Origin of the sequence: Oceanobacter sp. 4_MG-2023, from assembly GCF_030689165.1 — a bacterium.
Taxonomy (GTDB): domain Bacteria; phylum Pseudomonadota; class Gammaproteobacteria; order Pseudomonadales; family Oceanobacteraceae; genus Oceanobacter.
In genome coordinates this window covers 70,641-86,010 of the sequence record NZ_JAUYVV010000012.1, presented here as the reverse complement: position 1 = coordinate 86,010, position 15,370 = coordinate 70,641, and the positions used below count along the sequence as shown (strand labels likewise).

At 54.5% G+C, this 15,370-nt stretch carries 11 protein-coding genes; 3 read left to right on the top strand and 8 right to left on the bottom strand.

All coding sequences use genetic code 11. The features are described 5' to 3' along the window. Positions 1–62: 62 nt before the first annotated feature. Positions 63–2,201 carry a fatty acid oxidation complex subunit alpha FadB gene (gene fadB / locus Q8W24_RS10425; protein WP_305475234.1) on the bottom strand — a complete coding sequence of 713 codons (2,139 nt, stop codon included), beginning with the start codon at positions 2,199–2,201 and terminating at the stop codon, positions 63–65. Between the two features lie 222 nt (positions 2,202–2,423). Then, complete coding sequence (gene bktB / locus Q8W24_RS10420; protein ID WP_368501362.1) at positions 2,424–3,602, bottom strand: beta-ketothiolase BktB; 1,179 nt, start codon at positions 3,600–3,602, stop codon at positions 2,424–2,426. Positions 3,603–3,797: 195 nt separating this feature from the next. On the opposite strand from bktB, the gene Q8W24_RS10415 reads away from it, so the two are divergent. Continuing rightward, positions 3,798–4,817 (top strand): AraC family transcriptional regulator, encoded by a 1,020-nt coding sequence (locus Q8W24_RS10415; RefSeq protein WP_303431880.1) that lies wholly within the window; start codon positions 3,798–3,800, stop codon positions 4,815–4,817. Positions 4,818–5,148: 331 nt separating this feature from the next. Here the strand turns inward: Q8W24_RS10415 and Q8W24_RS10410 are convergent, their stop codons facing one another. From Q8W24_RS10410 to Q8W24_RS10385, 6 genes are all read right to left on the bottom strand, one after another. After that, positions 5,149–6,801: an acyl-CoA synthetase gene (locus Q8W24_RS10410; RefSeq protein ID WP_305414010.1), complete on the bottom strand. Its 1,653-nt coding sequence runs from the start codon at positions 6,799–6,801 to the stop codon at positions 5,149–5,151. An 88-nt stretch (positions 6,802–6,889) separates the two neighbouring features. Beyond that, a complete protein-coding gene (locus Q8W24_RS10405; protein WP_303431911.1) occupies positions 6,890–7,864 on the bottom strand; it encodes a branched-chain amino acid ABC transporter permease in 975 nt (324 codons plus the stop codon). Between the two features lie 19 nt (positions 7,865–7,883). Further along, a complete protein-coding gene (locus Q8W24_RS10400) occupies positions 7,884–8,771 on the bottom strand; it encodes a branched-chain amino acid ABC transporter permease (protein WP_303431877.1) in 888 nt (295 codons plus the stop codon). Positions 8,772–8,909: 138 nt separating this feature from the next. Further along, positions 8,910–10,145, bottom strand: coding sequence for an ABC transporter substrate-binding protein (locus Q8W24_RS10395; protein WP_303431876.1), 1,236 nt, complete (start codon positions 10,143–10,145; stop codon positions 8,910–8,912). A 51-nt stretch (positions 10,146–10,196) separates the two neighbouring features. Then, positions 10,197–10,970 (bottom strand): ABC transporter ATP-binding protein, encoded by a 774-nt coding sequence (locus Q8W24_RS10390; protein ID WP_368501361.1) that lies wholly within the window; start codon positions 10,968–10,970, stop codon positions 10,197–10,199. Next, a complete protein-coding gene (locus Q8W24_RS10385) occupies positions 10,967–11,737 on the bottom strand; it encodes an ABC transporter ATP-binding protein (RefSeq protein ID WP_305414008.1) in 771 nt (256 codons plus the stop codon). The genes Q8W24_RS10390 and Q8W24_RS10385 overlap by 4 nt, the downstream gene beginning before the upstream one ends. A gap of 333 nt (positions 11,738–12,070) precedes the next feature. Here Q8W24_RS10385 and Q8W24_RS10380 point away from each other — a divergent pair, with 333 nt between their 5' ends. Together Q8W24_RS10380 and Q8W24_RS10375 are read left to right on the top strand one after the other, a co-directional pair. Continuing rightward, positions 12,071–14,620 (top strand): cache domain-containing protein, encoded by a 2,550-nt coding sequence (locus Q8W24_RS10380; protein ID WP_305475233.1) that lies wholly within the window; start codon positions 12,071–12,073, stop codon positions 14,618–14,620. After that, positions 14,617–15,363, top strand: a complete 747-nt coding sequence (locus Q8W24_RS10375; RefSeq protein ID WP_305414004.1) for a response regulator transcription factor — start codon at positions 14,617–14,619, stop codon at positions 15,361–15,363. Before Q8W24_RS10380 ends, Q8W24_RS10375 begins: the two co-directional genes overlap by 4 nt. The last annotated feature ends 7 nt before the right edge of the window (positions 15,364–15,370 follow it).

The window sequence follows — 15,370 nt, the reverse complement described above, 5'->3', positions numbered from 1 at the left end:
CGCTCGCCCGTTCAGCGAGCGGCATTGGTATTAATAAAATGGGTGTTGATACATAAAAGCGTTTAATAAAAGGTGTTGCCATTGGCAACCATGGCCTTGATGCCATCAGTCAACTCGTACAACGGACCACATTCCGCATGGGTCTCAACCTGGGCAGCAAATACTGCGGCCCCCAGGTTGTCGATATAGCGTAATGCACCACCCCGGAAACGTGGAAAACCCAGTCCCAGAATCAGGCCCATATCGGCTTCCGTTGCTGAAGCGACGATGCTTTCTTCCAGACACCGTGCGGTTTCCAGACACATCGGTATCATCATACGCTCGATAATTTCAGCATCCGTGATCTCAGTGCTACGAGTGACGCGTTGAGACAAAATCGTGGCCACTTTTTCAGAACGACGCTTGTAACGCTTGCCATGTTCATCCGTGCCGTATTCATAAAAACCGATACCATTCTTCTGACCCAGAGCGCCCTGCTCCAATAAGGTTTCGATAATCGGGCGATCGTCGTGACCCATACGCTCAGGAAAGCCGTCTTCCAGTACCTTGTCGGCATGCACCATGGTATCCAGACCAATCACATCGGCCAGATAGGCCGGACCCATTGGCCAGCCAAACTGCTCCATTACCTGGTCGATCCGCTCAAAATCCACCCCGTCCATCAGCAGCCGGTTAAAGCCGTTGAAATAGGGGAACAACACCCGATTCACCAGGAATCCGGGGCAGTCGTTTACCACAATCGGGGTTTTGCCCATTGAAGCGGCAAAGGCTACGGTCGTCGCGATTGTGTCATCGCTGGTCTGGCTGCCCCGAATCACTTCCACCAACTTCATGGCGTGCACTGGGTTAAAGAAGTGCATGCCGCAGAATTTATCCGGACGCTGCAGACTCTCGGCCAGCAGATCGATAGAAATCGTTGACGTATTCGTGGCGACAATGGTGTTCTCGGAAACCTTGTGCTCAACCTCAGCCAGCACAGCCCGTTTGACATCAACCCGCTCCACAACAGCCTCAACAACATAGTCGACGTCGGTAAAGCCTTCATAAGTGAGTGTTGGGTGAATAGCTGCCAGGATGGCTTCTTTTCCGGCCTCGGTCATGCGTCCTTTGCTGATACTGCGATCCAGAATGCTACCCGCATGACTGATACCCAGATCCAGCGCTTCCTGGTTAATGTCTTTCATCAGCATCGGCGTACCATTCAGAGCCGCTTGATAACCGATACCGCCACCCATGATCCCGGCGCCCAGAACGGCGGCCTTGCCGACCGGATGGGCCTGCTTGGCCCAGCGTTTGGTTTCGCGCTTGAGGTATTGATCATTAAGAAACAGTCCAACCAGGTTTTTGGCTTCCACACCACTGGCCAGCTCACCAAAGATCTGGGCTTCCATCGCCTGTGCCTTGTAGAAATCTTCGGTCATGGCTGCGGTGATGGTCGCTAAAATTGCAGGAGCAGCGGGATAACGAGGGTCCAGCTTTTTACCCAACGTCTGCTGCAGGTTTGCCATGGCAGCAGCCGTCTCGGCGTTGTTTTCCAATGCTTCCTGTTTGCGATGACGATTAGCCAGATAATCACGCTCGCCGGCGATGGCTTCTTGCAGCAAGGCACGAGCGCTGTCGAGCAATTGATCGCCATCAACAACGCTATCCAACGCACCCTGTTGCTGTGCCTGTGCTGCTTTTACCGGTTTGCCCGACAGAATCCAGCCCAGTGCCGCTTCGGCACCCACCAGGCGACTCAATCGCACCGTACCGCCCCAGCCAGGGCAAATACCCAGAGTGACTTCCGGGAATCCAAGTCTGGCGCTGGTGTCAGCAATGCGGAAATCGGCCGACAATGCCAGTTCCATTCCGCCACCCAATGCCATGCCATTAACGGCGGCGACTGTTGGGTAAGGCAGTTTTTCAATTGTATTAAACAGCCCATGAACCTTGCCGGCCCAACGGGAAATATCAGAGGCCGACAGACCGAATAACTCAGTAAACTCGGTAATGTCCGCTCCTAGCACAAAGGCCGGCTTGGCACTGCGGATTAACAATCCCTGTACATTCGCCTGAGTACCCAGCGCCGCCAGCGCCTGACCCAGTTCATCCTGAAGATGGGCGTTCAACACGTTAACAGAGGCTTCATGGGTATCCAAAACCAGCTCGGCGATTCCCGAGTCGGTCAATGTCAGCGTTACCGATTGTCCAGCATACATAGTGAGCTCCTTTTCTGTGATGGCTGAGAGTCAATGTGAACAACGACATTACTCTCAAAAACCGAACCATGGTGAAATCGGTGGTGTTAATACCCCAAACCTTGAGGCAACACCGCCTTTGAATAATGTTTCTATTATTGCGAGGAAAGGTGGTGCCAATATTGTTTAACGGCTCATTTTTGTACCATGAGACAGCACCACCAATCTTGATTCAATCCTGTATTAGTCGCGCGCAAACAGTGCCGCAATACCCTGGCCACCTCCGATGCACAAACTCACCATGGCGTATCGACCACCGATGCGTTCCAGTTCGTACAGGGCCTTGACGGTAATGATGGCACCAGTGGCGCCAATAGGATGGCCAAGTGCAATACCACTGCCATTCGGGTTCAGACGTTCCTGTGGCAGCTTCAGTTCACGAGCCACTGCCAACGACTGCGCGGCAAAGGCTTCGTTGACTTCATAAACATCAATATCGTTGGCGCTCAAGCCCTGGCGTTCCAGAATCTGGCGCATCACTGGTACCGGGCCAATGCCCATGATTTTGGGATCAACTCCATGGACGGCGTAATCCACCAGTCGCCCAAGCACCGGGACACCTCGAGCCGTTGCCGCTTCACGCTCCATCAAGACCAATGCCGCGGCGCCATCGTTAAGGCCAGACGCATTACCGGCCGTCACCGTGCCATCTTTCTTGAATACCGGGCGCAATTTCTCCATATCCGCCACACTGCAATCCATGCGGACATGTTCATCTTGTTTGAATTCTTTCGGACCTTTGCGCGACTTCAGTTCAATCGGCAAGATCTGGCTTTCGAAATAACCGTTTTCAATGGCGTTCTGGGCACGCTGATGACCCTGAGCGGCATAAGCGTCCTGATCAGCACGGGAAATATGGTATTGCTCAGCCACGTTTTCAGCGGTCACGCCCATATGAATATGATTAAACGGACAGGTTAACGCCGACACCATCGGGTCAATCATGGCGCCATCTCCCATACGCTGGCCAAACCGGGCCGTCGGCAGATGATAAGGAGCACGGCTCATCGATTCTGCACCGCCGGCAATAACCGTTTCTGCCAAGCCCAGTTGCACTTGCTGCGCCGCACTGATCACCGCCTGCAAGCCGCTGCCGCACAAGCGGTTCAGCGTCAGTGCCGGGGCTGACTCACGTACACCACCATTCACGGCAGCCACCCGAGCGATATACATATCACGAGGTTCGGAGTGGATCACATTACCAAACACCACCTGATCCACATCATCCCCACTGATACCGGCACGCTTGATGGCTTCGGCGACCATTGCAGTTGCCATATCACACACGGGCGTCTCTTTCAGACTGCCACCATACGTACCAATTGCAGCGCGAACGCCACTGACCACAACCACTTCTTTCATTATTATTCTCCTTAATTTGACGATGATCATCGCTGCCAGACAACAAAGGCGGATGATGCGCTGACCAGACACCACATTAGCCAATAGCAGCCTTGGCAGCCCATTGCCACACCAGCCGAATTCTTAACATTTTCGGACATCAGCGTTATGCTCTGGGCTAAGCAACCACTATGGCCCTCTTTCTGTGACGCCACTATGACGTTTGAACATCGTTCTATTTCCATGCACTACGCCCGCACCATTGCGACTGCTGCTCGCCGCCATGGACTGAACGACCGGCAACTGTTGGTCGATGCCGGACTCGATCCGGCACTGGTGAGTGCCGCCCACAGCCACCGCATGACATCGGAACAATTTGCGGCCCTGTTGCTGGGTTACTGGCGTAGCGCCAACGATGAGTTTTTGGGTCAGACCCGCAACCCTGGCAAACACGGCACCTTTGCCTTGATGGCCAAGCAGGCCGTCAACGCCCGCAACCTGCGCGGCGTCTATCGTCATATCAGCCGCTTTTACGATCTGTTTACCGAGGAGTTCCAGCTCACGCTGGGTGAAGAAGGTGATGAAGCCTGGTTTGAAATGACGCTGACGCATCCGCAGCTGGATACAGATCATCTGTTTACCGAGTTTTTTCTGCTGCTGTGGCACCGCTTTCCCGGCTGGTTGATTGGTCGCTTGATTCCACTGGTGCGGGTTCAGGTCAATTATCCTCGCCCTGCCCATGGCCGGGAATACCGCCTGATTTTTCCATCGGATGTGATGTTCGAACAGCCCAGAATTGCGCTGGTTTTCGACCGCCAGTTGCTCAATGAACCCCTGGTACAAACGGAAGACACCCTGCGCCATCATCTCGAAAACGCTCCACTGGTGTGGGTCACACGGCCGAATTTTTTCCCGCATTACACGCGCAAGGTCAGTAATTACCTGCACCATTGCCTGCAAACCCGGCACACGCTCAATCAGGTCAGTATGGAAACCGCTGCAACTGAGCTGCACGTCACCAGCCGCACCTTGAGACGCAAGCTGACCCAGGAAAAAACCTCCTTTCAGGCACTCAAGGACAAGGTTCGGCAGGACCTCGCCATCCAGTTACTGAATCAGCCGGAACTCACCATCAGCCAGATATCCCAACGTCTGGGCTTCTCCGACCCTGCCGCATTCAGCCGGTCATTCAAGCGCTGGCTGGATATTCCACCGAAGGAATACCGCAAAAGCTGACGCGACTTGTACGCCTTGGGGAACCCTGGGGGCAGAGGAAGTATTGTCCGGTTTACACAGCCTTGTAGTGGCAAGTGCCAATATGAAGGAAAGGCGTGAACGCAATGCAGACTCAAAACAGGCAGAAATAAAACAGGCAGAGCGGGATACCCTGCCGGGCAAATAGAAGCTCGAAGCTCCCTCATGACCTGAAAGGAGTGGTAACAGGTCATAAGGGAAAGCCGCTGGCTACTACAACTTCCGGAGTCGGGGAATGTTCTCTCCAGAATCGCAGCCTGTCAGCGACACCAGGCTGCCTGTCACCTCCTTGTGACACAAGATGAAACGGGCGTTAGCCTGCTACTTCATCCACATCCACAGCACCATCCTTGGCCCACTGGCGCAATTTGAATTTTTGCACCTTACCGGTTGAAGTACGGGGTAATGCAGCAAAAATTACTTTTCTTGGTGCTTTGAAGTGCGCCATGTTCTGACGACAGTAAGCAATGATTTCGTCCTCATCGACCTTGACACCGTCCGCCAGCGTGACAAACGCACAAGGGATTTCACCCCATTTTTCATCCGGTTTGGCCACGACTGCCGCATCTTCAATATCGGGATGGCGGAACAGGGTTTCTTCCACCTCGATGGAAGAGATATTTTCGCCACCGGAGATAATAATATCCTTGGAGCGATCCTTGATCTCAATATAACCATCTTCGTGCCAGACAGCCAAATCACCAGAATGGAACCAGCCGCCTTCAAAGGACTCATCCGTTGTGCTCGGGTTTTTCAGGTAGCCCTTCATCACCACATTGCCGCGCAGGAAAATTTCACCGATGGTTTCGCCATCTTTTTCAACCGGTTGCAAGGTTTCCGGATCGGCGACCATCATGCCTTCCTGCATCGGCACCTGTACGCCCTGACGGGCTTTCAGACGGGCGCGTTCAGCAACGCTCAGATCCTGCCATTCGTCTTTCCAGCAACAGACCACACAAGGGCCATAGGTTTCCGTCAGGCCATAAACGTGCGTGACATCGAAGTTGATCGCTTCCATTTTTTCCAGCACAGATGGTGGTGGTGGCGCACCAGCGGTCATCACCTTGACGCTGTGATCCAGACCGGCACGCAGAGATTCATCCACGTTGGCAATCAGGTTCAGCACGATGGGCGCACCGCACATATGATCCACTTTTTCTGCCACGATCAGTTTGACAATATCGTCACCGCGCACATGGCGCAGGCAAACGCTGGCACCACCAATCGCAGCCATGGTCCAGGGGAAACACCAGCCGTTGCAATGGAACATCGGCAAGGTCCACAAGTACGTTGCATCAGCCGTCATACCCCAGGACAAGGCGTTGGAAGCAGCGTTCAGATACGCACCCCGGTGGTGATACACCACCCCTTTAGGGTCGCCGGTTGTGCCCGAAGTGTAGTTCAGTGTAATGGCATCCCATTCATTCGCCGGGCCACTCCAGCTGTCATTTTCGTCACCTTCGGCCAACAGCTGCTCGTAATCAAGCAAACCCAGCAGCTCGCCACCGTCAAAGGACGGATCATCGATATCGACCACAATCGGTGGTCTGGCCAACATATGCAGGGCTTTTTTGACCACCGCTGACATTTCGCGATCAACAATCAGCAGCTTGGTCTCGGCATGTTGCAGAATAAACGCCACGATCGGTGCATCCAGACGCGTATTGATGGAATTCAGTACCGCACCACACATTGGCACGCCAAAATGCGCCTCAAAATGTTCCGGTAAATTCGGTGCCATAATCGACACCGTATCACCCTTGCCAATTCCTCGTTTGCGCAAAGCACTGGCCAGCTGCACACAACGGCGATAGGTTTCATCCCAGTTACGGCGCACATCCCCATGAATCACTGCCGGTCGCTGCGGATAGACCAGCGCTGCCCGTTGCAGATATGACAGCGGACTGAGCGCCTGATAGTTGGCAGCTGCCGCGTCGAGGTGTTGGTCATAGATATTGTCAGTCATCGTATTTGCCTGCTGCTTTATGTTTGTTCCCATTTCAGTACACCGGGATCGATCTTGCCAAACCGATGCACCACCTCTACAGAGGTTCCTATTTGCCAACCCTGCTGGCGCTGAAGTTCCGTGCCATCACGCGCTGGAACTCGCCCACCACGCCACGACGAAACGACAAAACACACATAACAAAGATGGCTCCCATTATGATATGGATATAATTGCCCAGTTCACCACCGGAAAACAGTGTACTAATGGCGATCACGATCGCCGCTCCCACTACCGGGCCAAACAGGGTTCCCATTCCTCCCAGCAGCGTCATCAGCACCACTTCACCCGACATGTGCCAATGCGCATCGGTCAGACTTTCCAGCTCGAAGACCAGTGCCTTGGTCGACCCCGCCATGCCAGCCAGCGCAGCCGAAATCACAAAAGCCAATAACTTGTAATTCCCGACGCTGTAGCCCAACGATACCGCCCGCGGTTCGTTTTCACGAATCGCTTTTAATACCTGGCCAAAAGGAGAATGCACCGTGCGATACACCACAAAGAAGCCAAGCAGGAATACCGCCAGCACAAAATAATACATATTGAGGTTGTCGTTGAGATCGATCAGACCAAACAGCTCACCACGGGGAATCCCCTGCATGCCGTTTTCTCCGCCGGTAAAATCTGCCTGCAGATAGAAGAAAAACACCAGTTGGGCCAACGCCAACGTCACCATGGCAAAGTAGATCCCTTCGCGTTTCACCGACAGTTTGCCGAATACAAAACCCAGTATTGCTGAGGCCAGCGTGCCCACCAGCACACCCAGTTCCGGCGTCAGGCCAAAGTGCGTCATGGCATAGCCGGTGATATAACCACCGGTCGCCAGGAACGCTGCATGGCCAAACGACAACATACCAACAAACCCCAACATCAGGTTGAACGCACAGGCAAACAGTGCGAAACAAAGAAATTTCATCAGGAATACAGGGTACACCACCAGCGGAGCCAGCAAGCCAACGGAGATCAATCCCAGTATCAAAATCAGAGTCAAACCTCGTTGACGAGGTTGCGTTACTGCATTCATTTGGATTTGCGTCGTCATATCAGGCCTCTTTTCCGAACAGGCCGGAAGGTTTCACCAGCAACACCAGCACCATGACCATAAAGATCACTGTGGTGGATGCCTCGGGGTAAAAGTATTTGGTCAGTCCTTCGATAATGCCCATCATCAAGCCGGTCAGAATGGCACCACCGATCGATCCCATGCCGCCAATCACCACAATGGCGAACACCACAATCAGGATATTGGCACCCATATCCGGGCTGACGGAATACACGGGTGCCGCCAGCACTCCGGCCAGGCCAGCCAGGCCAACACCAAAGCCAAAGGTCAGGGTAATCATCAGCGGCACGTTGACACCAAACGCCTGCAGTAATGCCGGATTTTCTGTACCGGCTCGCAAATAGGCCCCCAGGCGGGTTTTTTCAATCACCCACCAGCTCGCCGCACAAACCAGCAGCGACACCAGAATGATCCAGGCGCGATACACCGGCAAATACATAAAACCGAGGTTATAACCGCCCTTGAGGGCATCCGGTATCGGATAGGATTGCCCGGAAGAACCGAACAAATGGCTGAACGTACCTTGCAGAATCAGGGCAATCCCGAAGGTCAGCAACAAGCTGTACAAATGATCCTGCCCGGCAATGGGGCGCACCAGCCAGCGCTCGATCAGCATACCAATAGCCGCTACGGCCAGGGGCACCAACACCAGCGCCAGCCAGTAATTCACACCCAGATGATGCAACGCCAGCCAGGCCAGAAAAGCCCCCAGCATATACAGCGCCCCCTGGGCAAAATTGATAATACGCAGCAGGCCAAAAATAATGGCCAGCCCCAGCGCCAGCAGCGCATAAAACGAGCCGTTGATCAGGCCCACCAGCAGCTGCCCCAGCAGGGCAAACAGATTGATTCCCATAAAGGTAACCATAAGGTCTTCCTCTAATGCGATGACGCCAGCCACCGCGTTCTTGTTCTTGTATCGGGTGTGAGTCCAGTCACCCCGGCGGCGCATAACCGCCGGGCCGCTGTCCTGTACAACCTGTGTCTTACCTGAACACGGACAGGCTTACTTGAAGTTGCATTCCGGCTTCATGGCACCAAAGGCCTGATCCCCCGGAATCACGTGCTCAATCTCGTACAGGTCGTTGGGGTTGCTGCGCTCGCTGCCTTTTTTCACCCGCACCTGGTACATGTCGTACACCATGCGGCCATCGGCACGCAACGCGGCGTTGCGCGCAAACATATCGTCCGGTTTCTCGGCTTTCATTTGCGCCATCACCGCCTTGCCATCATCCGTGCCCGTGGCTTTGATCGCCTTGAGGTAATGCAAGGTAGAGGAGTAGGCACCGGCATGCGCCATGGTCGGAATGGCACCGGTACGATCAACAAAGCGTTTGGCCCAGGCACGGCTGGCATCATCACGATCCCAGTAGAACCCTGTGGTCAGACGCATATCGCCAATAATGTCGGCATCAATGGCTTTGGTATCCGATGCAAACACCAGCAATCCCACCATGGTCGCTTGCTGGTTAAGACCAAATTCCGCCGCCCCCTTGAGTGAGTTGACAAAGTCTTTGCCGGCGTTGGCCAGAGCGACCACATCGGCACCGGACGACATCGCCTGCAATACAAAAGAGGAATAATCCGTCGTTCCCAGCGGTGCCCGGGCAGAGCCCACCACGGTACCGCCATTACTTTCAATAATGCCGGTGGCAACACCTTCTAACGCATGTCCAAAGGCATAATCAGCCGTAATGAAAAACCATTTTTTCTTGCCGCTATCCATCAGCGGTTTCACCGTACCCCTGGCCAGAGCCACAACGTCATAGGTCCAGTGAGCGTTAAACGGCGAGCAGGTTTTGGTGGTAAAGGTATTGGAACCGGCACCGGAAATCAGAATCGGCTTTTCATTCACGTTGGCCACCTGTGCCACTGCGCCCACAACAGATGAAGCCACCAGCCCATTGATCGCATCAACGCCTTCGCTTTCGATCCATTCACGGGCTTTGGCAGATCCCAGATCCGGCTTGTTCTGATCGTCCGCCGACACCACTTCGATTGGCTTGCCGAGGACGCTACCGCCAAAATCCTCCACCGCCATATTGACAGCATCAACGCAGTGGCGGCCGCACAAATCGCCGTACGTACCACTCATGTCGGCCAGTACCCCGATCTTCACCTTGTTATCAGACAGCCCGGTAGCCGCCTGTGCAGACAGCGCTGCAACCGACATCAAGGCCGCCACAGAACAGTGCAGTGCCAGCTTGAAACCCGCCTTCGGTGTATTGGTATTCCGTTTCATTTGAACCTCTTTTATTGTTATTAATGGTTATTTGTTTTAATGGCTTGCGTATCAAACGCCCAGCAGGGCATTCAGTTGATCCTGCTTTTCGTGCAGTTGGTGTTGTTGGATTTCTTCGACGATATGGCCGTGTTCCATCACGTAATGACGGTCGGCAATCGGTGCCGCAAAATGGAAGTTCTGTTCAACCAGCAGAATGGTCAGGCCACGCTGTTTCAGCTGCATCAGCACCTCGGCCAGACGCTGCACAATCACCGGGGCCAGCCCTTCTGTGATTTCATCCAGCAGCAGAATATTGGCACCACTGCGCATGATTCTGGCCAGCGCCAGCATTTGCTGTTCACCCCCCGACAAGCGGGTTCCCTGACTGTAGCGACGCTCCGCCAGATTGGGGAACATGGCGTAGATTTCTTCCAGCGGTACGCCATCCGAACGCACGTCCGGTGGCAACATCAGGTTTTCTTCCACATTCAGACTGGAGAAAATGCCCCGCTCTTCCGGGCAAAACCCCAACCCCAGCCAGGCGATCTGGTGGGCTGGCATCGTGATGGTTTCCTGGCCATTGATCACCACACTGCCGGTGCGGCGACCCACCATATTCATAATGGATCGCAGCGTGGTCGAACGACCTGCGCCGTTGCGGCCCAGCAGAGTGACCAGCTCGCCCTGATTCACATACAGGTCAACCCCGTGGAGAATGTGTGATTCTCCGTAAAACGCATGCAGGTCGCTGACCCGGATTTTTTCATCACCGATTCGATGAGGCTGGCCATTGGAATCATTCTTTGGCTGGCTCGATGTTGGAGTGCTCAATGTATCCGTCATGCCGCCGTCTCCTTGTCTGCTGCCACACCCAGATACGCCTCACGAACCCGAGGATCGTCTGACACCGTGACATAATCGCCTTCGGTCAGTACCGCTCCACGCTGCAAGACCGTAATCCGGTCAGCCAGCTGCGAGACCACTTTCAGGTTGTGCTCGACCATCAGAATGGTACGATTGTCTGCCACCGAACGGATCAGATTGGCGGTGCGCTCGACATCTTCCTGCCCCATGCCCTGGGTCGGTTCGTCCAGCAGCAACATCTCCGGATCGAGGGCCAGCGTGGTGGCAATTTCCAGGGCGCGCTTGCGGCCATAAGACAAATCCACCGTCACCACCCGCGCAAAATCCTGTAATCCCACAGACTCCAGTAACTGCTCTGCCCGTTCGTTCAAGCGATCCAGTACCGACTCCGGTTTCCAGAAATGAAAGCTGTTGCCTTCCCGTTGCTGCAACGCAACCCGGACATTTTCCAGCACCGTCAAATTGGGGAATACCGCCGAAATCTGGAAGGAGCGCACCAGCCCCTGACGGGCAATGGCTGACGACTCAATCGCAGTAATATCACGGCCGTTAAACAGGATGGTGCCGGAGGTGGGGCTCAGATATTTGGTGAGCAGGTTGAATACCGTGGTTTTACCGGCGCCATTAGGGCCAATCAGGGCATGGATATGACCGCGCTGAATATTCAGGCTAACGTCATCCACGGCGGTAAAACCTTTGAATTCTTTCGTCAGGTGGTGCGTCTCGAGAATATAATTATTGTTCATTTCTCGTATCCGATGAGGTTGAAATCTGCTTGTCAGCCGGGGTATCTCACCCTGGCCAAGGGCATATTCAACGAATGTCTAATTGGCAAATATTATTTTTATAACCCGGGAATTTATAACCAGCCCCGGTGTTCAATAACCAAACTAGACGCACATCGTGTCGTGAATTTTTCTCAAATGTATCCAAATGTTTCACGGCGACATTTTTCATAAAAAATAACCCACCCGGGACAGGACATATTCTTCATAAGCGCCGTTTATCCCGCATTGATCATTGACGGCTTGTGCCGCTCTCTGCATCAATAGAGGCTTTTGCCACGGTTATCTTTTTTTATGTCCTCCTCCACGGTTCATGCCACCTCCCAGCCGGTGATCAAGGCGCACAAGGCCCGCCTTGCGCGTCAGCTGTCGCTGATCATTCGTGGCATTCTGCTTGTGGTGTTTGTTTTTGTGTATTTCTATACCGTTCCGACAATCAAACAGCAGGTATTTGAAATAGAGCGTAATTCATCACGATTGGCACTGAATAACGTATTTGAAATTGCCGACCAGATGTATACCGGTGTCGAAGAATATCGGCAGCAGGCGCTGGACAACCACAAAGAACAACTGACGCTGGTCGTTGATTTGGCCGAGAATTTTTTACAATCCCATTTCCAGGAAGCCGCTAAACAAGGTATCCCGCTGGAACAGGCGCGACAAACAGCCTTCGCTTATCTGCGTGATTTTACCTTTGGCAATCAGGATTATATCTGGGTGGTGGATCATGATATCCAGGTTTTATCCCACCCGGATGAACGCTTTCAATACGATGGCGAGCAGCAGGAAGATGATACCCCTCAAAACATTCTGACCCGGGTTGTCAGGCAAGCCATGCAAGACGGCGAAGGCTATTACTATTATAAATGGTCCCGTATTGCCGGTGATGACGAGCTCGACAAGGTATCGTTTGTCCGGGACTACCCCGAATGGGGGTTTGTGATTGGCTCCGGGGTTTACCTCAACGATATCGAAATCGAAGTGCGCCAGCGTCGCCAGCAAGCCCTGATGGAGCTGCGCAATGCATTACAAGAAATCAAGGTCGCCAAAACCGGCTATATGTACGTCTTTGATTCCAACGGCCATATGCTGATTCACCCCAACGACAACCTCGATGGCGTTACCTTCACCACCCTGCAAAACCCGCTCAGCCAGCAACCGATCTATCAGGAACTGATGGCGGTGGCCGACACCGGCAACGAGTTGACCTATCGCTGGGACAAACCCGACGACCCCGACAACTACGCCTACGACAAGCTCTCGCTGGTGCGCTACATCGAAGGGTTCGACTGGTATATCTGCTCCTCCGTTTACCTCGACGAGCTGCAAAGCAGTGCTGATTTGCTCAGCGCGCGCATCATGATTCTGGCGGGCCTGACCATGTTGGCCACCCTGCTGATCTCCAATTTTCTGGTCAACCGCATTACCCGCCCTCTGGAACAGCTCGCCAGCACCGCACTCAACGTGCAACGTGGCGACTTGTCGGCCCGCACCGGCATTCAGCGCGATGATGAAGTCGGTATCCTCGCTTCCAGTATCGATGCCATGGTGCAACGGCTGCGACACAATATCGAAACCCTCGACGCCCAGGTCAAACAGCGCACCGAAGAACTGCTCGCCACCAACGCCCGGGTGCAGCGTATGAGCGCCGTTGGTCAACTGTCCGGCGGGCTGGCCCACGACTTCAACAATCTGTTGTCGATCATTGTTGGCAACCTGATCGTCGCCCGAGAGCATTACAGCGCCAGCAACCCGGAGCTGGACAAACTGCTCAGCCCGGCCGAACGCGCCGCCCGCCGGGGAGCCGATATCACCCATCGCCTGCTTGCCTTCTCGCGCCGCCAGCCGTTACAGCCAGAAACCGTCTCGATCAATGCCATGATGACCGAGGTGCTGGAGCTGCTGCACAGCGCCTTCAGCGGCCCCTATCGATTACACTACCGGCCACAACAACCGCCTCTGCAAGCCTGGATCAACGTCGACCCCGGCCACCTTGAAAACGCACTGGTCAATCTTGGCCTCAATGCCCGCGATGCCATGCACGATGGCGGCACCCTGACCTACAGCTGGAAACTGCGCGATATCCGCCAACCCATCGAACAGCAGTTCGACGAGATCGTGGCCCCCGGACGTTATATTGAAATCGGCGTCGCCGACACCGGCACCGGTTTCAGCCAGTCTGCTCTCGAACAGGCGTTCGAACCCTTTTTCAGCACCAAGGAAGGCAGCAACAATTCCGGACTGGGGTTATCGATGGTCTATGGTTTCGTCAAGCAGTCATTCGGGTATATTCAACTGCACAACCGCCCCCAGGGCGGTGCCATGATACGCCTGTTACTGCCCGCCAGTGACGCACCGGCCAACCCGGAGCTGAACGATAACGACAGTGACAACAGACCCAAACTGTCTCCAGGAGGACTGTATTTGCTGGTTGAAGACAACCCCGACGTCCGGGCCGTCATTCGCAAACAACTGATCGACCTCGGCCAACACGTGGTTGAAGCCGCCGACGGTAACGAAGCCCAGACCTTGCTGGACGACCTGCTGGCTAGCGGTGCCAATCCACTGACCGGAATGGTTAGCGACATCATGATTCCCGGCACCATGAATGGCCGCAAACTGGCCGCAACGTTACGCCGCCGCGCCCCTGAAGCCGTAATCCTGCTGGTCAGTGGTTACACCGATGATCCGGCCCAACAAGACCAGGGCCACGATGCCATTGACCAGCAAGACCCCATGCTGGTGCTATTACGCAAACCGTTTGACCGCCAACAACTGGGGCAAGCGCTGGAACGTGCCAGCACCCGCATCCGTCTACATCGTCAACACAGGAGTTTACCGTGAGCCAACAGGCGCTGATTTACCTCGTCGAGGATGACGCCGACATCACCGAACTGGTCAGAGGCGAACTGAACCGCTATGGCCACCAGGTACGCTGCTTTCGCACCGGAGCCCAGCTCACCAATGCGCTGCGCCAGCAACCACCTCGGGTGTGTATTGTTGACCTCGGCTTGCCAGACATCGATGGCCTGGAGCTGGTACGCCACCTCACCACCCGTGAAGACGTCGGCGTCATCATTATCTCCGGCCGCGACAGCCTGCCCGACCGGGTACTGGGGCTGGAACTGGGTGCCGACGATTACATCAGCAAACCCTTTGACCCCCGCGAACTGGTCGCCCGTACCAACAGCATCGTCCGGCGACTGGAAAAAAACGCCCGCCTGCAAACCAGCACCTTCGGCCCCGACAAGGACTCACCCTCCGTTGCCTGTTTTGCCAACTGGCAGCTGGATTGCGCCACCCTGACCTTACGAAAGGACAACGGCACAGAATTTGTCCTCAGCGCCGGAGAAATGGACCTGCTGGTGCGCCTGCTGAAATACCCACGCCAGATTCTCAGCCGTGACCAACTGCTCAAACACCACGACGAAGCTTTCGACCGCAGCATCGACGTGCGTATGTCGCGCATCCGCAAAAAGATTGAAGACGATCCCAAATCCCCACGTCTGATCAAAACCATTTACGGCATGGGCTATATGCTCACCAGCGATGTGCAATGGCAAAACGGAATCCACGGCGGGAACTAAAGCGTTC

Coding starts and splice junctions, on each gene's coding strand:
- Q8W24_RS10395 (WP_303431876.1), bottom strand. CDS start 10,145: ATGAAACGGAATACCAATACACCGAAGGCGGGTTTCAAGCTGGCACTG.
- Q8W24_RS10410 (WP_305414010.1), bottom strand. CDS start 6,801: ATGACTGACAATATCTATGACCAACACCTCGACGCGGCAGCTGCCAAC.
- Q8W24_RS10405 (WP_303431911.1), bottom strand. CDS start 7,864: ATGAATGCAGTAACGCAACCTCGTCAACGAGGTTTGACTCTGATTTTG.
- Q8W24_RS10400 (WP_303431877.1), bottom strand. CDS start 8,771: ATGGTTACCTTTATGGGAATCAATCTGTTTGCCCTGCTGGGGCAGCTG.
- fadB (WP_305475234.1), bottom strand. CDS start 2,201: ATGTATGCTGGACAATCGGTAACGCTGACATTGACCGACTCGGGAATC.
- Q8W24_RS10415 (WP_303431880.1), top strand. CDS start 3,798: ATGACGTTTGAACATCGTTCTATTTCCATGCACTACGCCCGCACCATT.
- Q8W24_RS10390 (WP_368501361.1), bottom strand. CDS start 10,970: ATGACGGATACATTGAGCACTCCAACATCGAGCCAGCCAAAGAATGAT.
- Q8W24_RS10385 (WP_305414008.1), bottom strand. CDS start 11,737: ATGAACAATAATTATATTCTCGAGACGCACCACCTGACGAAAGAATTC.
- bktB (WP_368501362.1), bottom strand. CDS start 3,602: ATGAAAGAAGTGGTTGTGGTCAGTGGCGTTCGCGCTGCAATTGGTACG.
- Q8W24_RS10380 (WP_305475233.1), top strand. CDS start 12,071: ATGTCCTCCTCCACGGTTCATGCCACCTCCCAGCCGGTGATCAAGGCG.